22 protein-coding genes and 2 pseudogenes are annotated in these 22,829 nt (G+C 56.8%); 6 read left to right on the forward strand and 18 right to left on the reverse strand.

Translation table 11 applies throughout. The features are described from left to right. The 4 genes from AKV04_RS09530 to AKV04_RS09550 all read left to right on the forward strand — a co-directional run. Positions 1-759 (forward strand): ArgP/LysG family DNA-binding transcriptional regulator (locus AKV04_RS09530; protein WP_054006224.1); only part of this gene is annotated, 759 nt, incomplete at its 5' end. Between the two features lie 239 nt (positions 760-998). Beyond that, the gene (locus AKV04_RS09535; protein ID WP_156317446.1) at positions 999-1,412 is read left to right on the forward strand and encodes a hypothetical protein; all 414 of its coding nucleotides are present in this window, start codon (positions 999-1,001) and stop codon (positions 1,410-1,412) included. A gap of 992 nt (positions 1,413-2,404) precedes the next feature. Further along, on the forward strand, positions 2,405-2,557 hold the full coding sequence (locus tag AKV04_RS27075) for a hypothetical protein (RefSeq protein WP_235815587.1): 153 nt from the start codon (positions 2,405-2,407) through the stop codon (positions 2,555-2,557). A 1,209-nt stretch (positions 2,558-3,766) separates the two neighbouring features. Next, the gene (locus AKV04_RS09550; RefSeq protein ID WP_054006227.1) at positions 3,767-4,237 is read left to right on the forward strand and encodes a hypothetical protein; all 471 of its coding nucleotides are present in this window, start codon (positions 3,767-3,769) and stop codon (positions 4,235-4,237) included. 1,110 nt (positions 4,238-5,347) lie between these two features. Here the strand turns inward: AKV04_RS09550 and AKV04_RS09555 are convergent. The 15 genes and pseudogenes from AKV04_RS09555 to AKV04_RS09625 form a co-directional block, all read right to left on the reverse strand. Next, the gene (locus tag AKV04_RS09555) at positions 5,348-6,049 is read right to left on the reverse strand and encodes an MBL fold metallo-hydrolase (protein ID WP_054006228.1); all 702 of its coding nucleotides are present in this window, start codon (positions 6,047-6,049) and stop codon (positions 5,348-5,350) included. A 7-nt stretch (positions 6,050-6,056) separates the two neighbouring features. Next, positions 6,057-6,345, reverse strand: a pseudogene (locus AKV04_RS09560) (amino acid ABC transporter ATP-binding protein); the annotation flags it as partial. Positions 6,346-6,638: 293 nt separating this feature from the next. Further along, on the reverse strand, positions 6,639-6,971 hold the full coding sequence (locus AKV04_RS09565; protein WP_328287144.1) for a WGR domain-containing protein: 333 nt from the start codon (positions 6,969-6,971) through the stop codon (positions 6,639-6,641). Between the two features lie 229 nt (positions 6,972-7,200). Next, positions 7,201-7,929, reverse strand: a complete 729-nt coding sequence (locus tag AKV04_RS09570; RefSeq protein ID WP_456062140.1) for a CpaF/VirB11 family protein — start codon at positions 7,927-7,929, stop codon at positions 7,201-7,203. Positions 7,930-8,201: 272 nt separating this feature from the next. After that, complete coding sequence (locus tag AKV04_RS09575; RefSeq protein ID WP_054006229.1) at positions 8,202-9,476, reverse strand: TrbI/VirB10 family protein; 1,275 nt, start codon at positions 9,474-9,476, stop codon at positions 8,202-8,204. Positions 9,477-9,480: 4 nt separating this feature from the next. Next, positions 9,481-10,284, reverse strand: coding sequence for a TrbG/VirB9 family P-type conjugative transfer protein (locus AKV04_RS09580; RefSeq protein WP_235815588.1), 804 nt, complete (start codon positions 10,282-10,284; stop codon positions 9,481-9,483). After that, entirely contained in the window at positions 10,209-10,877 is a 669-nt protein-coding gene (locus AKV04_RS09585) for a virB8 family protein (RefSeq protein WP_054006231.1), read from the reverse strand. Before AKV04_RS09585 ends, AKV04_RS09580 begins: the two co-directional genes overlap by 76 nt. After that, on the reverse strand, positions 10,874-12,013 hold the full coding sequence (locus tag AKV04_RS09590) for a type IV secretion system protein (RefSeq protein WP_054006232.1): 1,140 nt from the start codon (positions 12,011-12,013) through the stop codon (positions 10,874-10,876). The genes AKV04_RS09585 and AKV04_RS09590 overlap by 4 nt, the downstream gene beginning before the upstream one ends. Positions 12,014-12,131: 118 nt before the next feature. After that, entirely contained in the window at positions 12,132-12,896 is a 765-nt protein-coding gene (locus tag AKV04_RS09595) for a type IV secretion system protein (protein ID WP_054006233.1), read from the reverse strand. After that, complete coding sequence (locus AKV04_RS09600) at positions 12,896-14,038, reverse strand: lytic transglycosylase domain-containing protein (protein WP_235815589.1); 1,143 nt, start codon at positions 14,036-14,038, stop codon at positions 12,896-12,898. Before AKV04_RS09600 ends, AKV04_RS09595 begins: the two co-directional genes overlap by 1 nt. Before the next feature lie 145 nt (positions 14,039-14,183). After that, on the reverse strand, positions 14,184-16,562 hold the full coding sequence (locus AKV04_RS09605) for a VirB4 family type IV secretion/conjugal transfer ATPase (protein ID WP_054006234.1): 2,379 nt from the start codon (positions 16,560-16,562) through the stop codon (positions 14,184-14,186). Further along, the gene (locus AKV04_RS09610; RefSeq protein ID WP_235815590.1) at positions 16,552-16,827 is read right to left on the reverse strand and encodes a type IV secretion system protein VirB3; all 276 of its coding nucleotides are present in this window, start codon (positions 16,825-16,827) and stop codon (positions 16,552-16,554) included. The genes AKV04_RS09605 and AKV04_RS09610 overlap by 11 nt, the downstream gene beginning before the upstream one ends. A gap of 2 nt (positions 16,828-16,829) precedes the next feature. Then, positions 16,830-17,117: a TrbC/VirB2 family protein gene (locus AKV04_RS09615; RefSeq protein ID WP_054006235.1), complete on the reverse strand. Its 288-nt coding sequence runs from the start codon at positions 17,115-17,117 to the stop codon at positions 16,830-16,832. A gap of 11 nt (positions 17,118-17,128) precedes the next feature. Beyond that, a complete protein-coding gene (locus AKV04_RS09620) occupies positions 17,129-17,809 on the reverse strand; it encodes a lytic transglycosylase domain-containing protein (RefSeq protein WP_054006236.1) in 681 nt (226 codons plus the stop codon). After that, positions 17,800-18,120 carry a hypothetical protein gene (locus tag AKV04_RS09625; RefSeq protein WP_054006237.1) on the reverse strand — a complete coding sequence of 107 codons (321 nt, stop codon included), beginning with the start codon at positions 18,118-18,120 and terminating at the stop codon, positions 17,800-17,802. The genes AKV04_RS09620 and AKV04_RS09625 overlap by 10 nt, the downstream gene beginning before the upstream one ends. Positions 18,121-18,277: 157 nt before the next feature. Between AKV04_RS09625 and AKV04_RS09630 the strand changes: the two genes are divergently transcribed. Together AKV04_RS09630 and repC are read left to right on the forward strand one after the other, a co-directional pair. Further along, positions 18,278-18,805: a hypothetical protein gene (locus AKV04_RS09630; protein ID WP_054006238.1), complete on the forward strand. Its 528-nt coding sequence runs from the start codon at positions 18,278-18,280 to the stop codon at positions 18,803-18,805. Between the two features lie 288 nt (positions 18,806-19,093). Continuing rightward, positions 19,094-20,335 carry a replication initiation protein RepC gene (gene repC / locus AKV04_RS09635; protein ID WP_082351585.1) on the forward strand — a complete coding sequence of 414 codons (1,242 nt, stop codon included), beginning with the start codon at positions 19,094-19,096 and terminating at the stop codon, positions 20,333-20,335. 27 nt (positions 20,336-20,362) lie between these two features. Here repC and AKV04_RS09640 read toward each other — a convergent pair whose 3' ends face one another. From AKV04_RS09640 to AKV04_RS09645, 3 genes and pseudogenes are all read right to left on the reverse strand, one after another. Next, positions 20,363-20,689, reverse strand: a complete 327-nt coding sequence (locus AKV04_RS09640) for a hypothetical protein (protein WP_054006240.1) — start codon at positions 20,687-20,689, stop codon at positions 20,363-20,365. 150 nt (positions 20,690-20,839) lie between these two features. After that, a pseudogene (locus AKV04_RS27080) lies at positions 20,840-20,992 on the reverse strand (IS3 family transposase); the annotation flags it as partial. A 494-nt stretch (positions 20,993-21,486) separates the two neighbouring features. Next, on the reverse strand, positions 21,487-22,827 hold the full coding sequence (locus AKV04_RS09645) for an amidase (protein WP_054006241.1): 1,341 nt from the start codon (positions 22,825-22,827) through the stop codon (positions 21,487-21,489). Between the last annotated feature and the right edge of the window lie 2 nt (positions 22,828-22,829).

Genomic DNA, 22,829 nt, shown 5'->3' on the forward strand with positions numbered 1-22,829 from the left:
CGCCCGTGCCTGCCGACGGAGGCCGGGATACAGTATTGTCGCCATGTCGAACAAGTGACACTTCTTCAACAAGAACTCGATGAACGCATGCGCGCGCTGGTGGGGGGCGACATTGCCGGGGCGGCAACGATCCGTCTTGGAGTGAACAACGACAGCTTGGCGACATGGTTCCCAAATTTGATCAAGCGAGCGTCACAGGAACTGGGGATTCGCTTAGACGTCCTTCCTGATGATCAGGACCATACCGAAGCGAGCCTGAAGTCAGGAGACGCACTTGCGGTGATAACGGCCCTCGAAACGCCGATACACGGGTGCCGCAGACTCTCTCTGGGGTCGATGGATTACATCGCCGTAGCATCGCCCGAATTCTTTCTCGCGGAGTTTTCGGAGGGGGTGTCACTTGATACTCTGCGCGGATCGACCTGTCTTGCCTACAATCGTAAGGACAATATCCAAGACCAATGGATGACACTTTGCTTTGGCGAAACCGTGCCTTTGTCTACCCATTTCGTGCCATCGTATGAGGGCTACATTGCTTGCTGCAGGAACGGGACGGCATGGGGACTTGTACCCAGCATAGCTGCAACGCCCTTGGTCGAGCTTGGCGAGCTTGTAGAGTTAAGTCCCGGCAAGGCGGCGCGGGTGTCTTTGCATTGGCAGGCGAGTATGCAATCAAGCGAAATCCTAACGCGCCTTGGAGATCTCGTGCTTGAAGAGGCAACCAAGCATCTTATCCCCGATGCATTCAGGCTTGAATGAAACCCCAAAATTTTTGGCCCTGTTGGCTTGGCACAAGCCTAGGTGAAAAGAACACCATACGGTCGTTCGTAGAGTCTCAGTCCTAACAGCCCATGGTTAGCAGCTTGGCAGGTCGCAGTTACCCGACCCTTCGGCCAACAATGCCCAAACCTTGCCGCTCCGCGGGCATCATCGCGCCACATTGATCAACGCTAGTAACGTCAGCGTAGTGTCGAAGTTCTGCGAGAGATCTTTGGAAAGTGGAGTATCGCATTTTGTTCCCACGCATGTTGCAACTCCGCGCTTGGACATCCCCGCGCCATGCAAAATTTGCTCTGTATACTGCGGCAGTTCCCTATATTGCAGGCGCGAGACACAGCAAACCGGTCGTTACAGCAGATTTTGGCCTTCATGTTTTGGTTTTGCGCACGCTGATCGAAGAATTTGGCGGGGAAGCAACCAGCGCTGACCTGTGCCGGCGCATGGCTGCCGCAAACGTGTCATCTGTTGGACACAACCAAACTCAGTCGCAGGCCTCCATTCGCGCGACGCTTAATGAACTGGCCAACTGCGGCGCCTTAGTGATCGAGGACGTGAACGGGACCAATGTTATCGCTCGCATGACACTCGATGGAATCATGCTTGCATACGGGCAACCTACTTCCAAAAGCTGATTATGAGTGGTCAGAGCGTTGTTAGCACTGTGAGTGCTATGGTGATCGGTGCCTGTCGAAGTATATGTTGGGCGCCAGATGTTCAGCCACAAAACGGCCTATGGCGCATCCGACGTGGGCTTCGTCTCACCTTGTGGCCCTGAAGTCTGACAGATCCATTCACCTTCATACAGCTATTCACAAATCAAGAAGACGCGTCCGCGATGTCTTGGCGCGCAGTGATCAGGTCAACGAGTGTCGAAGCCATCAACAAACTGTTTCGAAAATCCTTACTATTATAAAATCTTATGATGCATTAGTTTTTACTAACTGGCCCATCGCAGATAACGAGTCGAGTCGTTTTGAAAGTGTAGTTAACGAGTACGGCCGCGCAGGTTGCCCCCCGCGCGGCCTTTCCAAGATCTAACTTTCTTGGGTGATGTAAGAAATGGAATAGTGATGGACCACCAATACGAGGCGTGTGTTACCGAGTACCAAAGCCATCTGGACGAAGAGTTCCTTAGTCAGATTCCAGACGTTTTTGCATCAGCGAGGGCGGCCAGACGACAACTGTATTTTGTCGGGATTTTCGTCGCGGCCTGCTTGTTTTTTCTATCGATAATGTCCACATAAATGCCGCCTTTGCCCCGGCACAAACCCATGCTCGCATGGGACTGATGTACGAAAAAAGCAGTTGTGCGTTGTCGGACTTATCGGCGAGGGGCATGCCGTCAGCAGTTACAAATTCTAAGAGCAATACATTGTAAGCGACGATCTTGCCGGGCTGACGATAGGTCTCCTACGTCGCAGGGTTTGGCTTGTCGCAAACATCCATAGGAACTCGGCCGCCATGCCTAGGTCACTGGCGTATAAACAAACTACCCATCGGCTTTCCGGAATGGATGTTCCCGCCAGCTTTCCGACGGTATGACCCAGCGCGTTGGCATCGCACGGGCATTGACGGTACAGCCCGACATTTGGCTCTGGATGAACCGCTTGGCGCGCTGGAAGTCATGACAAAACTGACAATGCAAGACGAAATCTCGCACATTTGGCGTGAGGAAAAGGTGACGCTGATCCTTGTGACGCACGATCTGGAAGAGGCAATTTTTCTGGCCGGCCGGGTGCTGGTGCTGCCAAGGAAATCGGCAGTCGCCCCCACCTGATTGAGATTGATCTTCCCCGCCCACGCGACCGGAGCGAGATGACTTTAGTTGTCCTGCGCAGACGTTTGATGGCAGAGTTTGGTCTGCACTGAAGCAATCCAACAGAGTTGCAATCGCCTGAATACATCGGCAAAGTCGGCCAGTTGATCAAGCGGCAGAAGCCTACGCAAAAGCATGCGCTTACACCTCAGGCGGTCAAAATCCCGCCTGCATGCCGGATAACCACGGTTTCCGAAAACTGACTTGCACTACTGCATTTGCACCAGTCAACTCCCCGCCATTTGCGTTGACCATAGGTTTTCGACATGGTCTGCCCTTTTCCGTCGATCGTCATGCAGTAGCGCTTCGCTTCGTTGTTCCGATTAGCAGCCATTCAGCCGGGTTGCGGCAAGCTTCATACCTAGTCTGCACAAGTTGTCTTAAAGCCGCCAAAGGCTGCCCGAAAAGGGCACCGCGCATCGGACACCAAAGGTGGCCCCACAGTGGGTGTTTGCGGCGGCGACACGCAACATAGCCGCGGCGGATCGAATGTTGAAACGGTGGATCACCGCTCCCGGCGCAAAAAAAGCCCCCGCCTGTTATAGCGAGGGCTTACATGGTAAAGGGCATTGATCCACGATGCAGATTGATAGGTAAGTCTGGTCGAATTAGTCAAGATCTTCGGCAGCGCCTAACTTCCCTTAACGTTAGAAATCTGCCCGGCAACGTGCCTATTTCACAAGAAAATACACTAAAGACACCACGCACACGGCCGACTCAAACACCGGCAAGCTGTACAGGAAATCTCGCACCGCATTTGGCGGCGCAAAGACGTTACGAGCCATGTTGTTTGACGAACGGTCCAAGTCAATAAAACGCAACATTTCACCCTCTACTCGCACGTTGGTCCCGAACCTGTCTTCCATAACAAATTCTTATGAAGCATTAGATATATTACTATTTGTGTTCGGCATAGCTGTCTTTTTAGACAGGTCTTCAGCGAATAAGTTAGCGTCGCCTTAAGTGAAGGATTGGAATAAATGCGGGGCGCTGCCCCACCTGGCACCAGAAGAAACACTGAAATGCAGCCTTAAATTATTGGAGGGTGAGGCCGTGGCCAGGTGTGTCGCAAGTTTTGAGACGGGGCGGGGTTTGCCAGCGCTTGGAGTTGCGGAACACTTGAAATGAGCCTAGATCGTCTGATTGATCAGATTGAGAGAGACGCGTTGGATGATAGCATATGGCATTAAACACTACCTGTTCTTGGCCACCGCGATCGTGCTGTCATCTTGCAGCAGCAGCAGCGGCGAAACGCTGCACAAGCCAAACCCGATCCCGGCGACCAGTCCTTACATCGTGGACATGGACCCCGGCGGATCCACGCAAGCCTATGCCAGGCGTTGGGACCAGCTTAAGGCACGCGGCACAAAGGTCATCATCCGCAGTCACGCAACATCGGCGGCCGCCATATTCGCTTATTTGCCGAATGCTTGCCTCGAACCGGGTGCGCTCTTGCGGTTCCATGGACCACGCAAAGGTGGCAAACTCGTGCAGAAGGACGCTCACTTGATCGCTGATCGCCTCGCCCCCGGTGCGCGGGCGAAGTACATCGCGGAGTGGCAGTTCGTCCTAGATGGTCTGGTTGATCTAAAGCGTGAGGCTGCGATTAAGCTGGATCCGAAACTTAAACGTTGCGAGTGAATATCTGGACGTAGTATTGGCAGGGGCGATCCACCAGCCGGCGATCATGCGTTGCTTTCCAGCACCCGCACCCTCACCTCGGAAACGGTGTGAACTTGCCCCCGCGATAGACAGCTGCACCTGCACTCGGTAGACCTCCACTGCCAAAGCGCCTGCTGCCCAATTTTCTGTGAATGTGTTGCCCAAAGCGCTGGTTGACGCGGACTTGCCGTACCTTTGATCAGTAGATCGGCCGAGACGGCTACGACCCCGCCAAGGGCCGTCAGTGGCCAGGTTGTTGGGAACGTCACCGGGAAGTCAATGATCAGGCTGTCGACCGCGTTGGTGGTGATTGTGGTCGTGCCGCTCTCGAGCGAGGCGCTAATCGGTGCGGTAACGCGTTCCTGCTATTTGGAACCAGATTGACGCGGCGGAAGTTATGCATTTGCACTCCAAACTGTGCCCGGTTGTGAGTGGCGGGGTATAGGGCGTGTCAATCGGCACGCAAACTGCCGGTATGAACTCTGTGCAGCCCGGATCTGGTCATGAAGCGACGAGGCCTTCGGGTCAGCGAAGCGCAACGGTGCCGGCGTCTTGATTTCCACTTAGAAGTGAGCCGGTGAGCCCACGAAGAGCGCGAGCGTGCGAGGCAGCTTGAGCCCGAAAGACAGCGCGAACTCGACAGGGATCAGGGGTGGGAGTTGTAAGAAAAACGTGCCCTTGGAACTTACTCCAAAAGCCCGCCCATCACATTGTCCGTATCGCCTCGATCAGAGGAACAATAAATCCGTCGCGGCAAGCTGCGATGCCGCTGTCGGACCCGTCAGTGTGATCGTGATGTCTGCCATCCTGTCCCCGTTCGCATCGAACAAAACCTGGTTTCCGACAACCCGCGCCTCTGAGTTGTCTGAACCCTGAAAACGCCGATGTGCCAATATAGACAAATGTTCCAACTTTCAGACCATCAAGCCGCAGCACGTCGCCTCCCTCACTGCCGCCGTTCATCGCCCTGAAGTTGACGACAAATGTAATGCCCTCCGCGTCTAGCCGCGCAGCGCCCGGTAGAGATCGTCGGAGCTGAGGACGGCAAAAGGGCAAAGCGTGCGGACCTCAGTTCCGGGTGACGTAGTTTTATGCAATCTCACGCAGCCTTGTTTGGGTCAGAGGCATGTTGTGCCCTGTAAGTGCGAGGTCGATTCCGAGACCGGCCAGACGTTTCATTGTGCGGACATAGGTTGCAGGATCGCTTCCCGGCAAGTCGTCCACGATCTGTCCCTCATAAATTGCGTCTCCGGCAATCAATAGGCCGTGGACCGGATCGAAAAGACCAATCGAATCCGGGGAATGGCCTGGCAAATCCAGCACGGTGAACGTGGTACCAATATCGACCGTATCGCCCTCTGCAAGAGCACGCGTCAGCGGGGCAGGTTTCAGATGATAGGCTTCAGCTCTCCAGCCTGTTTCCGGTGCCTGGGTCAAGGGATCGGGCAGTTCGCGGAAGATATGTGCCAGCGTCACCGCATCGGGCATATTGCCGAAGGCAGCAGCGCTGACGGCTGGGCCGAAACGCTGCGGGAACTCGTGAAAGCCGCCAACATGATCGACATGGGCATGCGTGGCGAGGGCGATAAGGGGCTTGGCCGGATCGCGTTGCAACATTGGGACCAGGGGCGACAGCCCCATCCCGAAATCGACCAACAGATCGGCGTCGCGGCCCTCGACCAGCCAGATGTTGGCGCTGAAATAGGGATGGACGTGCGGTTCGGTGATTTGCGTAATGCATGGCCTGATCGTTGTTTGCCGGAACCACGCGGTTGCCACGGGAATGGTCATTGGGTCCTCAATGCTGGATCTGGTTAAAGTAGGCCCGTGTCCGCTCCTGCACGGGGGCGGTGAACATCTGCTCGGGGCCGCCTTCCTCGACGATCTGGCCCGCCTCCATGAAGACCAGCCGATCTGCTACCCGTCGAGCAAAGCTCATCTCATGCGTGACGCAGATCATCGTCATACCCTCCTCGGCCAGCAAGATCATGGTGTCCAGAACTTCCCGCACCATTTCCGGATCAAGTGCCGAAGTAGGGTTCATCAAACAACATTACCTTAGGGTTGCGGCACTGATGTTTGGGTACTCACCACTTTCGACCAACTCGCGTGCGAAAGAGAAAGCCGCGTCAGTAAAGCTTACGCTCTGTTTATGAACGCCCACCGCATGCCCTCCGTTGGTAGTCTGTTGGAGCACCATAAGCGTCGTCGGGGCTATTTTCAACGGCGATGCGGTTTGATGTGCAAGCGAGGCTTTCACGCCTGTCCGCTGCGATCTGGCAGGCGGCGTTAGATCAGCTTGCTTGGCCCCGTGGAATTGAGGGCGTAACCACCCGGCCCACACAGTTCGACTCCCGGTAATCGGCTCTACCAAGACGCTTCATTTGGCCAAGTACCCGCGTTTCAGCTTCGCGCATATCGTCTTCGCCGCTGCAATCTCAGCCGTCTCAGATGTCGGACAAGTTTCGAAAGCGGTCCTTCCCGCCGTGCCGATCCTTCCCCAGGATCGCACAACGCTGACCTCTCCGAAGAGTGTGGGTGCAACATCGACCCGGTAAAACCGCGCCATGTTTCGCTCTGGGTCATGCTTGCAAAAATGGCCGGGTGTCATGCTGAACCTCCATTGCCAGAATGACTTGTTGCTGGTCGTAAGTCCAATCAGCATTCTGAATCGCTGCAGGCCTTTCGATTCAGAATGCTGATGGCTCGCCATGCTCTTTCAAGAGATGCTCCAGCCACAAAAACTCTCGCAGTTACGCGACCTCGACATACCAGATCATCCTGCGCCGACCATCGGTGTCGCGAACCCGCTAAGCTAATGGGATGTGTCGGTTGCTTCCCCAGCGTTGGGCTATCCTGGCGAGGGATCAACCGTGCAACAAGGCGGTAGTTGCCACCAAGAGACATCTCTTTCGTCCGTCGCGGGAAGGCTGTTTCGAGGCCTAGGCGAGTCTGTTCCTATGCTCCAAGCAGCTGGCCGGAAAGACAATCTCGGTCACGCCCCTCCGCCCGTTCTCCCTGCCGAGTTGAATGATCACATCAATCGTTTGCGCGATATATTCTTTGACCTCACCGAAATTTAGAACGGTTCCGGCTTGGAGGACCATCATTGCCAAACGATCTATCGCGGTTCCGGCCGTTTCTGCGTGAATGGTCGAAACCGAACCGCCGTGCCCCGTGTTGATAGCCTCGATATAGGTCAGGGCTTCGCTGCCGCGAATTTCCCCAAGAACGATGCGATCCGGGCGCAGGCGCAGCGCAGCTTCCAGCAACCGCGCAGGATTGCGGGGTGAATCCGATTTGCGATCTGCGAGCATAGCCACAACATTCTGCTGCCGGGGGAACAGCTCTAAAGCATCCTCGATTGTGACGATCCTTTCATCCTCGCCAATGAACGAGAGTAAATGTCGCGCCACAGTGGTTTTGCCAGATGAGGTGCCGCCGCTGACCAGAACATTCAGCTTGCGCCACACGATCATTTCCAGCGCCGCCGCAAGATCGGTTTTCAGAAGTGCGGTCACTGCCTTCATTTTTTCGCGCCGAATTTCAACGAGCGATACAGGCTTTCCGTAAAGATACTCTGGTGCCGCACTCTTGGCCAATGCTTGGCTAAAGATGCGGATTGCGATTGCAGCTCCTTTTGGCACAACAGGCTGCGCCAAAATCTGCAACCGCAGCTTTCGGCCACGAAAATCTACATTTCCCGAGACGAGGGGAGATTCCTCACCCAGCCTTGATCCAGCACCGCCCGCCAGGTTCGAGGCGAATTCGGCTAACTGATGCCCGGCCAAAGCGGGCAAACCCGCTCTTTCCATGCCTGCCGCCCCTGCCCGCTCGATCCAGATGTTGCCGTCCGCGTTGATCGCGACTTCTATCGTCGCGGGGTTTGTCAGAATCCCTGCGTATGTGTCGAGGGAACTTTCCAGATAGCTTGATGGTCCACTCATCGCACCACCACGTCACGATCCACCATGACCGTAACAGCGCTGCCCTGATCGACGTAGATCGTCGGGCCAATGTTGATCTGATCCGATATGCCTTGGCCCACCGCATCGTTCAGATCTTCGCCAACTGAGGCGAATGTATCCCTCGCCACATCATCCCCGACGCTCCCACTGGCGATTGTCGGGGCCGATCCGATGATAGAAATAAGCGCAGCACTGCCGAAGCGTTCGCGGAAATGCTTGTCGATCTCCCCCGTCAAGCCACTGACACCGAGAGCATCGCCGCCCATCGAGGCAATCTCGATGGACTTGCCATCCGGTGTTAGAATCCGCGTCCACAAAATCAGCACTCGCGACTGTCCGACCTTCACATCAGACTTGTATTGGCCAAACAGCTTTGAGCCTTTCGGGATCAGTATGCTGTCACCCGAGAAGGCCGGAACCGGCTCGGAAACCGAAGCCAGAACATTACCGGGCAAATCAGAGTTGATAGCGGTGGCCAGTGAAGCCTGAATGAGTGTTCCTTGGGCAAGCGTTTGGTTGGGTTCCATCATCTCCGCCGATTCAGCAACGACCAGCGTCTGGGCACCCCTGCGCAGGTACGCCTCATTTTCCGAAAGGCGGATTCCGTCCTGGCCAACACCGCCGCTGCCCATCGGCACATCACTACCTAGTCCAGCCGCATCTGTACCGCCCTGCCCACCCGCTTTCCCATAAACAATCGCCGGAGCCTTTATCTTTGCAGCCTCCAGAGCATCGTCCGCCGACGCTGCCGCCTCCACTATTTGCCGGTCGCGCTCGCCTGATAATGCCGCCTCGGCCGCCTGCGCACGCTGTTCCGCTGCCGACAACCGCGCAGCCATATCAGTCATTCGACTTTCAAGCTCGCTGTTGTCCGCCGCCGGCGTTGCATCCAGCTTTGCTTGCAGATCGCGTATCTGCTGACGCATTGCCTCTAAGGCAGTATCATCGACGACAGGCTGCGCTGCTGGCGGGGCTTCCACGGCAATTTGCAGCGGTTCAGATTGCGGGACTGTGCCATCCTCGATCTTGAGGCGTTCGGGTGGTTTGCCTGACTGGAAGGTTTCTACGTCAGACTCTCCGAGCTGGGCCAACCCGTTTTTCACACCAACCGAAATCACGCCCCCGGCCACAAGCAAACCCGCGCCGACCACCGCCATTTTCCACCTGGCGGTTTTTGGCTTTGCAGTATCCGGTTTTTGAAATGCTTTCAGCCTCTCGGCCAGAGCTTGATCCTGCACTTTTTGGTCCATGTTATTACCCTGCATTGCTCACCGCTGCTGTTGACCGTTTTATGCAAATCACCTGATCACCAAGGCGCAGCGACCAGGCTTGCTGCACGCCCAAAACCCGGATTGTCTGCTGCATTTGCGTCCAGTTGGCCGACCGCTCTTTGCCGGTGTTGCTGTCCACTTTGAACACGGACGGTTGCTGCTGATTTTCCCCGAAGGTGAAATATGTATATTTCCCGTCGTCAAAGATGCTGACTGGGATGAAGTCGGCTTTGCCCGCGACCATGTACCCATAATGTTTTGGCGCATCGAAACCCTTGGCTGCGAACCTTGACCCCGTGCGGCTGCCAGCTTCAGGATACTCAAACCGCACTTCGAAAAACTCGCCGCCGCCGCCCCTGATTGCCCCTTCGCGCAGTTGGAACGCATAGCTGTGACGGTTGGTGATCACCGTCATGTTGGTCACAGCGCCCGCAACATGCGGCTTGATGGCCAGCACATTGCCCAAGTCAGGCAGCGGATCTATCTGAAAGCTTTCTGTGTCGCCGACGATGACAGCTTTGAAGCGCTCGCCCTCGCCAAACCTGATTGTTGTCGCAACCTTCAGATCGGTTTCCACCATATAGACCTGCGCTGGATCATAAATGGCCGTACGTAGGCGCGGATCATTTTTCATGCCCTTTGGCAGTACTTCCGCTTGGGCTGGTCCCGCCGCACAGAGGGCGGCGACCACACTAAGACTACAAAGCCATTTCATTTTTTCGCATCCTCGACCACTTCCGCATCGACGCGGTAACTTTGCACGGAAAACCCGAGTGGATTCGCCCACACCATTTCCAGCCGGCGCTCGCGCTGCGGCTGGAAGGTGAAACCGACCGTCGCCACATAGCTTCGGGTCACGGTTTCTTTTGAGCGCGGCTGCCGCAGCGTTCTGGTGAAATTAACCTGCGCTATGGCCTCGCTGATCAGATTGATCCGTTTTATCGTCACGTCGATCTTTGAGCCGTCACTGTAGATCTTCGGGGGATAGTCGGGGTTTGTAGAAGACCACAGCGCCCGCAAAGTGCGTTCTGCATCGCCTTTCGATCTGTCCAGCACCGCATTTACCCGATGCTCGCTGTCGGTCTGATCGAAGGTTTCGCGATCATCGACATAGGCCACCAACTGCGCCTGGATCAAAGCATCCCGCTCGCCCATTTGCAGCGGAGCCATGGTCACAGCCCTGTCGATATCGCCTGTTGACTTATCGACAACCACAATCACGGTTTCGGTGGTTTTGAGCGGGAACAGACTGGCTGCCGCCACCATCCCACAGACGCCAATAATTGCCCCGATGCCGCCTATAGCATATCCGAACCGCTCGCGACGCCTCGGGCCAAGCACCATGTCGGCCTGAAATTCGTCCATCATACTATCTGTCATTTTTTACCGTCTAGTTTGCCCATTCCGGGCAGTTGCATTGCCGCCCGCGACCTCGCCGCTTGCGTGTTGCTGGCGTTCAACGCTGCACTGACCACGCCCCGCTTTTCCCGCAAAGCGTCTGCGGCCGCAAAACCTGCGCCTGGTGATCTGGTTGCAAGGCCAACGCCCGCTGCGGTCACTGTGTCCTTCAGTGCTTGCCCAACGTTCTGTGCAGCGGCGATAGGGGATTTGGCCACGCCAAGGGCGACCTGTCCCCCGACCGCAGTGCCCTGTCCGGCTTTGCCGCCGAGCCACCTCGCACCTTGACCGGCCTTTGCCCCGAGTGCTGACCCAGCCAGCCCTCCCGTGCCTGCGAGTGACGAAGCAATGGATGGCACCATGGCCAGCATTGCCGATGCCAGCAAAAACACGACCACGAATGAAACCATCGCGGCCATGTTTTCTACACTATCCGCAGCCGGCGCTTGATCAGCGATCCTGCCGCCCACAGCCAGGATCACGCCCAACATGCCCCCGGTGATCAGCGGAAACATCGCATAGCCGATAAGTTGCCTGGTCCAGTGTGTGAACAAACTGGTGGTTAATTTGAACATGGAGCACGCGATGGCCAGCGGTGCGAGAACCACCATGAGGGTGAGCCCGATTGACCCCAGCGCCAGCATCCCCACAGCGACAGCCACGAATACGCAGCCGATCAGGAAGAAGAACGCACCCATAACCGCACCAAACAAATAACCCGCGTTGTCACCAACCGCCTGCCCATAGGCCATAAATTTTACAATCATATCGTCCAGGACGACCAACAAACCGCCGCTGGTATTCATGCCCGCGAGTTTTGCAACCGAGGCACCTATGCTTGATGGCACTTTGCTCAGAATGTCGAAGATGACTGCGAAATTCGCCCAAGATTGTGCGAAAAACGAGATCATCGCCATGCGAAAAAAGATCAGCATCGAGGCAGATGTTTGCAAGGGTGCTATCTGCAGCACGATGTTCAGGCCGACGGCTGCAATGACCACGATGCCGCCGATGGTCAGCACATTGCCCGCGGCACCGGCCATTTGCGTAAAGCCTGACTGTGCCACCGACCCGACGGCTGCATTGATCTGACCGAGAATGTCTTGAATGATTGCCACGGCTTATCCCTGCGACGGTTTGCGTTCCCGGCCGTTGCCCGCGATATGCGCAGGTCAACACCGCCCGAAGTGGAAAGCCCGAACATCAAGGACGGACTTTTCAGAAGTGCGAGGTGGCCTATTCAATCGCCATGGCGCGGAATTTGCGCTCTGCTGCGATGGTGGCCGCATCCGCAGCACCGATCTGTCCCATGCTGACACCCTGTGCTGCTTCGAGACGCCACATCTGGATAAGGACAATCCCCAGCTCCGCCGTAACCCGTGTGTTCAGATCAATCGCACTTTTCACGCCGGCTTGGCCGTCGATCAAACCCACCATTTGCTGAATCCGGTCCAGGCTGGCAGCACTTGCCAAATTGCTTGATTGACCCGCAGCCGACAGCATGGCTGACGCCCCGGCGCTCTGTGCAAGGTTCCTGTCGGCGAGCGCTGGCGAGGAAGACATGGTCCCCAGCATATCCGGGGTGATGCCGACACTTTCCAAAGCTTGTTTTGCAAGCTCTGCGCCATTGCCGTTTGCGCTGAAGCCGGATGCGAAAGACCCTGATGAGATCCCCTGAAGCGCCGTCAACGGATCATCAATCAGGCCCTTCAATTTTTTGAAGTCCTCGGCCGATGCCAGCAGTTTGCCGAGCCCGGAGCCTTCGATGAGGCTGCGCAGTTGGGATTTGAGGTTTTCCAACTGTGACAGCCCATTGGTAAGCTGCGCCTGTAACGTCCCAAGCTGATTGGTTTGCACATCATAATCGCGCAACATCTGGTTCATCTGTTCGATGAGTTTGCCCAAGGAAGATCCGTCGATCACCGGAATACCTTGGGCAGCCATGCTCCCCGGCAATCCCAAACAGCCGATCAAGGCCACCGACACTAGCAGTTTGCGCATCACTCCATCCCCATGTTATCAAACTTCCGCTCTGCCATCAGAACGCTCTGTGCATTCGCTTCGGCTATCGCCTCTGCGACCAATGAGGCTGCCTTTGTGCGCATCCGCATTGTGACAATCCGGGCTAACTCTGCCCGCGCGTAAGTGTTCAGATCCCAGGCGGCTTTTTCGCCCGCCGTGCCGTCGATCTGATGGATGATCGAGGTCAGGCGCTGCGTCGCTTGCTCGCCGGATGCAAAACTTGCCGCAGCGTAGTATCCTGCGGCATCGGAGGTGTTTGACCATTCCGCCATGCCCGCATCGCTGGGCGAGAGGCTGCCAAGCGCATCCGGCCCACCGATCACACCAAGATATTCCGCCTGATAGCCTAAGATCCGCTGCACATATCCTTGTGTTTCCTTATAGGGCGGCACGCCGCCATATTTCAGAACCGCTCCGGGTCCGGCGTTATATGCAGCCAGCCCCAGCGGCACGCTGTTAAAGCGTGCCAACTGCGTTGTGATATACCGCGCACCGCCCCGCAAATTCTGGACAGGATCGTTGCGATCCGTCACACCCATTTCAGCAGCGGTGCCAGGCATCAATTGCGTCAATCCGCACGCTCCAGCGGGCGAACAGATGCTGACGTGAAATCCACTCTCTTGCTTTACAAGGGCTTGGAACAGGCACCGCCATTGCGTTGCCGAAAGCCCCGCGGCCGCCACCCCTGGTGCTGCGGCAAATTCACCTGCGACCTGCACCACCATAGCTTCAACGGTCAGGCGATCATTGCCGTTCGTACCAAACAACCGCGCATCCATTGGGCCGGAAGGCCCCTGCGGATAGACAGTTTCGGCCCCCAACTCCCCGCCGCCTTCCATACCCTGCCAGCCGGTCGCATTGACAGTCAGCGCGGCCTGAATATCGACAAGCGTTTGCAACTGATCTTTTTGGATTTGCAGCAACGTGGCGCGCGCCTTGCTTTTTTCGACCTGCGCGCCCGCATCTATGGCAGATTGCGCAATTTCAGCCGCCGTTTGTCCATTGGCGGTTCCGTCAACTGTCGCAATCCCCTGCCCCCAACTGACCGACGACCACAGCGCCAAAGCCAGCGTAATGCCGCGCCGCATCATTGCACCACTTGCAGGGGGCGAAATTCGCACTCTGCCCTCACGCTGCCCTTGGTCGAAACGACCAATCCGGGCGTCAGCGTTCGAAACTTGCCTGCCTTAAAGCAGGGCGATCCTTCTTGCGTTATCTTACTGCCGCAGCCGGCAAGTAAGCAAAGAACCAGCACAAAACTGCACTTCATTTTACCTCCCTCCAAAAATCGTGCCGTTCGCGCCAACCCGCGCCAGCAGCAGCCTCACCCGATACGCCACCGCCCAAAACCTTGAGCAAGGGACCGAGCGGCGACAGATCGACGTTGACGAGCAGGCTATCCCCAGCCGACCTCACCAGCGCCAGGCGCATGCCAAGTGTCAGAGAAGTCAGCATTTCTGCTTCCTTCTCGTTCACGCCGAGATAAAGAAAATCATCTGAGCGCGCGCGATCATTGGGGAATAAAATTTGTGTGGGCACGGTTTCTACGATCACCTTGCCCACGCGGCTCTTCTGCAGTTGCGACGGGTATTGCGTCATCATCACAACGACCCCGTTCATCTTGCGCAATGTCACCAGCCAGTTTTCCAGCCGCGTTTCAAAATAGGAATCATCAAGCAGTTTCCATGCTTCATCGAGGACGAGTATCGTCGGCTTTCGATCTGCCATCAGGCGCTCGATCAGCCGGAACACGTAGCTCAGAACCGCCATGCGCTCGGTTTGCATGTCCAGAATTTCTGTCATGTCAAAGCCGAGAATATTGCCGTCCAGGGCCAACCCTTCGCCGTCTTCACGTGCCCGGAAAACCCACCCATAACGGCCTGCCGTGGACCATTGCCCGATCTGACTTTGCAACGCGCCCGCATCATCGAGGCTGCCAAACAGTTCTTCAAAGCCTACAAAGCTCTGCAGGCTCTCAGCCGCCGTCGCATTTTGGTTGACGGCACGTTGCAGATGGCGGGCCTGGCTGCCGGACAACGCGGTGCCATTCCCGATCAGGGTGCCGATCCAGTCCGTCAGCCAGGCTTTGCCTTTGGCATCTGTTTCGGTGCGAAACGGATTAAGCCCTGTCGGCATCCCGGCATTGATGGCGCGATAAGTGCCGCCAAGCGCGCGCACCGCCATTTCCAGACCCCGGTCTTTGTCAAAGAAAATCAGCCGCGCGCCTGTGCGGCGGGCCTGCGCCGCTAGGAATGCGGTTGTCACTGTCTTGCCCGACCCCGTACGGCCTACGACCAAAGTATGTCCAAGGGTTGGCTCTTTGTCGGGACTTCCCGCCTCATGGAAGTTGAAGCGGTAGGCGCTGTCCATCTTCGCGGGAAGCACCGTGATAGTCTCGCCCCAGGGGCATTGATCTTTCGCACGCCCACCTGCGTTTGCGTGAAGTGCGGCAAAATCCGCGAAATTCACCGAAGATATGGCGGTAGCCCTTGGGCGGTACCTGAAATTGCCGGGATGCTGTGCGAAGAACGTGGCTTTTGCGGCAAGATTCTCGCGCACCATCACCGCGCCCATCTCCTGGGCAGCCCGCTTCACTTCGGCCGCAGCGGCCTCCAGCGCTTCGGGGGTCACATCATAGATCGCCACGCTCAAATGATGGCTGCCGAAGGCTATACGCCCGGATTCCTGATCATCCGCTGCCTGAATAAGTTGGTCCCGCAGGGAAAAGGCTGCGTCTTCCGATGCATCCATTTGCCGGATAATCCGCCCTATCCGCTCACCCATGACGTTGTTCGGGATTGGGGCGAAAGAGTTGGTGACGACCATATCGCAACTCAAATCCATTTCATCCAGCAGACTCACACTGGTAAAGCTGGGGTATGATTTCACGGCGAAAATTGCCCCCCAACGCACTTCACCCGTGATCGGATCTCGCTGGATGATCGAGTCACCGGCAAAGGTCACATCAGCATTGGCAAGCTGCGACCGGATGGGGCCGGATGTGGCACTCTTTTGCAATGAAGAGAACCGTCCCGAACTGAGGCTATTGAGAAAGCCGAACCACTCACCCGAACCCGCAGTCAGCCGTTCCGGCATCGCGCGGGCAAGAGCGGTTTCCAAAAAACCCGTGACTTCGTTCAGCTCGCGCATCCGCGTGTCCCGATCCTTCACCCACCCGGTGTTCGCGAGCTTGCGCATGAAGGGCATCGTTGCCGCCATTTCCGGGCGACGCACGACGCTGATATAGAGCTGGCGTTTTTTCGGGGCGAGCAGAGCGATATGATGACGCCACCGCGCATCAATCTGTGCCGCGAACCCATCCCCATCGATCGGCTTCAGGACCACGTCTTGCGGCCTTTGGACCCGGTGAACATAGAAGCCGAACGACGCGCCGCATTGTGCGACGATTGCTGCCACTGCACCGCGCAGCGCATCCAAGTCCTGATCTTCGGTTGTGGTGGGATTGACCCCCTCCAACCGCAATGTCGCCATCAGATCGCCTTCGCGCTGCACAATGATGTTGTCATTGAGCAGGCCGATGTAAGGCAGATTCTCCTCAAGAAGGGCCTCGCGGCTGAACGCAGCACCCCCCGCTGCACGCAGGGCTTCGGACAGACCGCCCAACCTCGCAAAATTAAATGCCAAAACGATCTCCTTTCCACAGCTTGCGGTTTTTCGTGCCGCGCACTGTCCCAAACGACACCCGCACAACTTCAAAAAAGCTGGGTTCCTTGTCTGCGACGAACCACAGAGCTGGATAAGCTATGGCCCCAAGCAGCGGGAAAATGATCCACTTGGTCCATAGGAAGGGCAGGGCGACGCCGAGGCTGAGGGCCACCAGATATCCCACTGGCAGCCCGAGGAATTTCGGCGGACGCGCAAGGCCGAGGAACAGCACCGATCTTTGCATGATCAAGCCGTGAAGAACCCGCCAACGATGGTCGGGGCCGAAGCGACAAGCACAATGCCGACGAGGACGGCAATGAACCAGGACCAATTCAACCGGCCCATGAGACACATGAACCCAGTGCCCACCAAAGCGATGGTGCAAACGGCAATACCGATGGGACCTGTCATTGCGGTTTCGATTTTGGTCAACATGCCCGTGATTGGCGCCAAGTCCTGTGCGGCGGCAGGCAATGCCACCGATGCCGTAGCAATCGCCCCACCGATCCTGGCGGTGATTGATTTGGTAATCATGTTTTGATCCTTCAGTTGAACGTCATGACGAAGGGCTGGCGCTTTGCGGTCGCCAGTCCGATTTCTGCTTCTTTGATTTTGAGAACCGGCTCGTTTTGCAGCGGCTTGTTGCCGATCGCCGCTATATAAGCCCGCGTCTCTGCGAAGGGCGGGACACCACCATACTTAGCCACGGCTTCAGGGCCGGCGTTATAGGCGGCCAGCGCCAACTCCATGGATCCGAAACGATCCAGCTGCGCTAAAAGATAGCGTGCAGAACCGTCCAGATTTTCTGCCACGACGTAGGGGTCGACGCCCAGTTCCTCGGCCGTTCCGGGCATCAACTGCCCCAAGCCGATCGCGCCCTTGGGGCTTACGGCATTCTGCCGAAACCCACTTTCTTGCCGGATCAACCTTGTGAACCAGCTTTCCCACGCCAAATGATCAATGCCAGCCCGCTTCAGGGCAGTATTGCCCGCGTGGCGCGCAACTGTCAGATCGATCTGACTTTGAATTTCGGTGTTTGTGCTACGTTTTACCGGCTGCACATCCTGTGACGGCAGTTGCGTGCGCGCCTGTCCTTGATCGTCATAGACCGTCCACGATGCCGACTGCACGACCGCGCCGTTGGGCCCGAAAACCAGCACATCAGCGCCCCCGGCTTGGGCGCACAGACAGAATCCAAGCGCAGCAGTTGAGGCATTCAGGCGCATTTGCTGTCTTCGCTTTTGGCTTTGCTCACATCGAGACGGGGGTTTTGATCGCCGCCACCAAACTTTTGGTGATGACCGACAAGACCCGGCCACAAGAGAAACGTGCGGGCGTGAGGCCGGATTTCGTTGGTGACCAGCAGCGCCTCGCGTCCACCGAAGGCATAGACCGCATGGAACACTGGCTTTCCGTCGCGGCTGGTGCTGCAGCGGTGATAGGTGACCGTGAACGTTACACCTTCTGCAATCATCGATTTCACATCGCTGATCCTGATGCCGTCGCGCAAATCCAGATTGGTGGCAGGGTCTCTCACAGCAAGCTCCGTTGCAGGCGTTATGCAATGCATAACATATGTAACGAGAGAGAAAACTATAAAGTGGCGTCAAAACACAAATAATCTTGCGCGCCTGTGGCGAGTGTGTGAAAGGTTCAAAAACCTCTCGAGCACTCAACCAGCGCAGGAGTAACGTGTGAAGCTCACCACCATCTCAACCCTGATCCTTTTTCCGGCGCTCGCGCCCGAGATGGCCGCCGCATACGATATGGATTGTGCCGTAATCTTGTGTCTTGCGGGCGGGTTTCCCGGCGCGGAATGTCAGCCGCCCTTTCACTATATGATGAGCCGCCTCACGCGCCTTCCGCCGCTGCCGCCCTTCGGCCCTTGCACCTTTGCAGGACCCACGGGCGCGATCGACACTTTGTCTCTGGATGGTCCCGAATATGCCTGGCTTTCCCAAATGCGTGTCCTGTGGTGGCGCTCCGAGCGCCGGACCCAACACGATGAGGGTTTGGTTTACACTTGGACGCTGCGGTCTTGTACGGCGGACAATGATTGCAACAGCTTGACCCGTGCCACGATGAGCCACCGGTCCCCACCAGAGACAGCGCAGAGCGAGAACGAGCAATCGCTGACTCTGCCAAGCGTGGGACGGTTCATCGGGGTAGAATATTCCACGTGGCAACGGGATATGATGTTCAGCGGGTGGAGCCGCTACTGATGGACCAGCTTCCAGAGCTAGTTATCTGCATTAGCGAAACAGACACCGCATAGGTTCGCAAAGGATCCCGACCCGCTTCATCAATCCGTAAGGAACACGACAGACCACAAACAGAAACCCCCGCGCGGCGCAAACCGGCGGGGGGGATCACAAATCAGGTCGCCAAACCTGACAAGGGGCTCAAACTCTGCCCTCTTTGTATCCCCTCCCGCACATCCGATCAAGGCAAAACCGCAGTTTCTGCGAACAGCTTTCTATTGCCCGCGGCCATACCAGAAACGATACAAATTGACGGCACTTCGAGCAACGCGATCCACCGACCAGACGATATTTCACCCGATCCTCCCAACCGGCGTTTCACTGGGGCAGGTCAAAGAGTTGTTGCATAAATCCATGCGCCAACTCGGCCTCACCCACAGCCTGCACAACACCTTGCTGACGATGATCGAGGCCACGGCCGCCGCCGCCTGGCATGATCCCAGCCAAGATGTGGTATGCTATCGCCAGCAGCAGGATCTGGCTCGAACACTCGGCAAATCAGATCGGGCGCTACGCAATGACGAGACGACACTTGCGCGTGCTGGCGTCATTGTCCTTCGCACAGGCAATGACGGCCGCAGATCAGGCAGGTTGCTGCCAGACGGCACTCGCCTTGGCATCAGCTTTGCCCCGCTCATAGGCCTGATACCGCGCTTAGTCGAGCTGCAGGCTCGCCAGCAAGACGAAAGCAACCGTTTCGTCAGTTTGAGGCTCCAGGCCTCTGCCGCGCGCCGGGATTTGCGCCGTGCGATTGATCGACTGATCAACATTGCCCCGGATCACCCGATCACCAGTGACGCCGTGGACTTCTACGCGAATTTACCTCGCCGATACCTCGACTACCGCACCGCAGAGGCACTGGCGGAGCATGTCGAAGCTGTGGACGAAATCACCGATAAGGCCTTGGATTTGCTTCAATTGCTTGATGATACTTCCGGCGCAGTGGAATCTGCGGTTCCGGCGATTACTATAAATACAAATCCAAATATATCTGTATCTTGTAACGGCTCCTCCGTCCTGGAAATGCCTGCCCGCAAGCGGGCAGAACCAATTTCCATCGAAGTGCCTTACGGCGCGGAAAAAGGCTTAGAACAACAGGATGCTGCCGATCTGGCAGGATGCAAGACCTATGATCTGGATTGGCTGCCACCGACCCTGCTCTATGCCATGGCCAGCTCAGAGATGCGCTTTTATGTCGAAGGGCTGACGGATCGCGGACCCAGCACAATGCGGGAATTCGTGAAGGCGGCGATAATGCGTGTGCCCGAGCTGGGCATCAGCACTGCTGCTTGGGAAGCTGCCGCGGATGCTATGGGCAATGATCGCGCGGCGCTCTGCGTTCTGGTGATCGACGCCAACCGCAACCACCCAACCCATCCCATAAAATCCCCAGGTGGCGTGCTGCGCGCTATGTCCCAGCGACATGCGGCGGGCAGCCTCAATCTTTCGCATAGCCTGATTGGATTGGCCAAGCGAACACGTCTGCAATGATCCTGGGCGAGACTATTGCCGCGCCAGTCACCACGGGCCGGTGGGCAGCGAAAGCTTGTGCGGGCCGAGGTGCGAAATCAGGTTCATCGCACCAATTATCGTCTTCACCGTCTTCGGTCTGTCGGCTCTTGTTGTTTGAAGCACAAAGCGGACATCTCGTTCTGGATCGACGACATAGAACCGCCATGCCCCGCACCACATTGTTCCGGCCAGATAGGCAGGGATCAGCGCTTCGATTTCGACGACTGCACCCGGCTTGTTGCAGCTTTCGATGAATGCTCCCTCGCGCATCCCCGGTAGCGTGCCAAAGCGTGGGCTGATCATGGCATCTAGCTGTTCGCGTGACTCGGGCATAAATCATCCGCTGAATTGTATATTTCCCAATTTCCTACGCGGAAATCTGTGGCATTTTCAAGCCGTAGAATACTATTGACGCACGAACAACAAAAACAGCCCCAGAAACTCTTTTCCGAAGCCGAAAATTTGTTTGATTGTGTTCAATTACCGCCGGTTCTCATCCTCAATGACTTTCGTCTGGGCGATCATCGACGCATGTCCACCATACTTCGCCCGCCACTTGTAGGAATACGCGTTGCTCATGCCATGTGTACGACCTCGCTCGGCCAAAGGCATGCCGCCGTTAGCCCGACGCAGGATCCGGGATCAGTCTATCTGATTGTTTTCATTTGCAATCTTCTCATGCCTCTTGCGAGAAAATTCTACTTATGCAGGCCCTCACTTTCGGGGGGATTAACCCTGCGGATCGCAAGGCGCGAAAAAATGGGGTAAGAGCATAGATCCATTTATCCGATCGGCAAGCGTCGAGCCATGATGGACGAGTCACATGTGGCAAAAGTAAACCAACAGCCATCGCATACTGACATTTTCAGCCCATAGTCTTAGTGATCATCGCTCTTCGTCGAGGACGATCCGCCAACGCCGCTTGCAACACCAAAAACAAGCAGCATAATCAATCACACAAACGAACCTGAGCCTCCAATGCTCAAACCAGTCTGAAGCCCCATTTTATTTGACGACGGACACTTGGCTCTCCGACGCCCTCGCGCGCATACATGTCTACAAGATCATCAAGGTTGACGACCTGCTGCCGTGGCGCGAGAACTGGTAACGGCCAGACCGGAGCTTACGTCTTATTTGGGCATTGGCGCCAAGAAGCGGCTATCGGTGCGCTGCAGGGCACTGCACACTGATAACAAAAAATCATCACGCCCAAGAGCCGCAGTAAGTTGCAAACCAACAGGCATGCCTGCCCCAAGGCCACAGGGCATGCTGACAGTCGGATGCCCCGTGACATTAGAGAAACCGCTGGCCAGTATCTCGGGGTCCCCACCATCGGCAATCTCTGGGTCTTCATGCGGGGCCGTGAAGGGGACCGAGGGTGAGGCCAGCAGATCAACCTTGGCAAAGGCCTCTTCGACCGCGTCGCGCAGGGTATCGCGATACCGCATGGCTTTGACATAGGCGGTTGCAGGAACGGTGAAACCTTGCTTGATGTTTTCCAGCGTGCGCGGCGCGTAGCCGGCCGGATTCTGCAGCATCAGATCTTGATGGATCACCGAGGCTTCTGGTTTCAAAATCTGCACAAGGGCTTCATTGGCGTGGCCAAGCTCGGGAATGTCGATCTCGACCACCTCGACCCCCAAGGCTTGCATGGCGCGGAGTGCTGCGTTGAACTGGCCAAGAACCGCAGCGCCACCGGGTTCACGGGGGAAATGGGCTTGCAAAACGGCGATCCGCAAGGTGCACAAGTCTGCTTCAGGTTGCTTATTGGGATCATCGGTCAAGATCGCCAGCACGGTTGCAGCGCAGTCGGCGGTGCGGGTCAGGGGGCCGGCGTGATCAAGCGACCAAGACAGAGGAAAGACGCCCTCTAAGGGCACCAAGCCATAGCTGGGTTTCAGGCCGACAATGCCACAGTAAGACGCGGGAATACGGATCGAGCCGCCCGTATCGGTGCCAATCGCGCAGGGAACAATGCCTGCCGCAACTGCCGCTGCCGAGCCGCCGCTTGATCCGCCAGCGGTGCGAGTGGGATCATGCGGATTGTTGGTTTGCCCGATGGCGGGATGTGCGATGCCATAGGCGAATTCCAAAAGATTGGTCTTGCCCAAAATGACGGCTCCAGCCCGTCTCAAGCGGGCGACCAACGCTGCATCCTTGTCTGCAATCCGACGCGGCAAAACCATGGAGCCATAGCCGGTGGGGATGCCCTGCACGTCGATCAAGTCCTTGATCGCTATAGGAACACCCTGCAGGGGGCCAAGGTCACGACCTGCTGCAAAGGCAGCGGTCGCCTGTGCAGCCTGCTGCAGTGCGGCCTTCGCCATCGGATCGGCAAAGGCGTTCAAGAGTGGTTCCATGCGCGCGATGCGGGCAAGCGCCGCCGTCACGACATGCGAGGGGGTAAAGCGGCCATTGCGGTAGGCTTGACCCAATTCCGCAATACTGAGAAACCCAGTTTCGTCCTGCATTG

The sequence above is a fragment of the Cypionkella psychrotolerans genome, assembly GCF_001294535.1.
GTDB classification, from domain to species: domain Bacteria; phylum Pseudomonadota; class Alphaproteobacteria; order Rhodobacterales; family Rhodobacteraceae; genus Cypionkella; species Cypionkella psychrotolerans.

Coding starts and splice junctions, on each gene's coding strand:
- AKV04_RS27075 (WP_235815587.1), top strand. CDS start 2,405: ATGACAAAACTGACAATGCAAGACGAAATCTCGCACATTTGGCGTGAG.
- AKV04_RS09550 (WP_054006227.1), top strand. CDS start 3,767: ATGATAGCATATGGCATTAAACACTACCTGTTCTTGGCCACCGCGATC.
- AKV04_RS09555 (WP_054006228.1), bottom strand. CDS start 6,049: ATGACCATTCCCGTGGCAACCGCGTGGTTCCGGCAAACAACGATCAGG.
- AKV04_RS09565 (WP_328287144.1), bottom strand. CDS start 6,971: ATGGCGAGCCATCAGCATTCTGAATCGAAAGGCCTGCAGCGATTCAGA.
- AKV04_RS09575 (WP_054006229.1), bottom strand. CDS start 9,476: ATGGACCAAAAAGTGCAGGATCAAGCTCTGGCCGAGAGGCTGAAAGCA.
- AKV04_RS09585 (WP_054006231.1), bottom strand. CDS start 10,877: ATGACAGATAGTATGATGGACGAATTTCAGGCCGACATGGTGCTTGGC.
- AKV04_RS09595 (WP_054006233.1), bottom strand. CDS start 12,896: ATGCGCAAACTGCTAGTGTCGGTGGCCTTGATCGGCTGTTTGGGATTG.
- AKV04_RS09610 (WP_235815590.1), bottom strand. CDS start 16,827: ATGCAAAGATCGGTGCTGTTCCTCGGCCTTGCGCGTCCGCCGAAATTC.
- AKV04_RS09615 (WP_054006235.1), bottom strand. CDS start 17,117: ATGATTACCAAATCAATCACCGCCAGGATCGGTGGGGCGATTGCTACG.
- AKV04_RS09620 (WP_054006236.1), bottom strand. CDS start 17,809: ATGCGCCTGAATGCCTCAACTGCTGCGCTTGGATTCTGTCTGTGCGCC.
- AKV04_RS09640 (WP_054006240.1), bottom strand. CDS start 20,689: ATGCCCGAGTCACGCGAACAGCTAGATGCCATGATCAGCCCACGCTTT.
- AKV04_RS09645 (WP_054006241.1), bottom strand. CDS start 22,827: ATGCAGGACGAAACTGGGTTTCTCAGTATTGCGGAATTGGGTCAAGCC.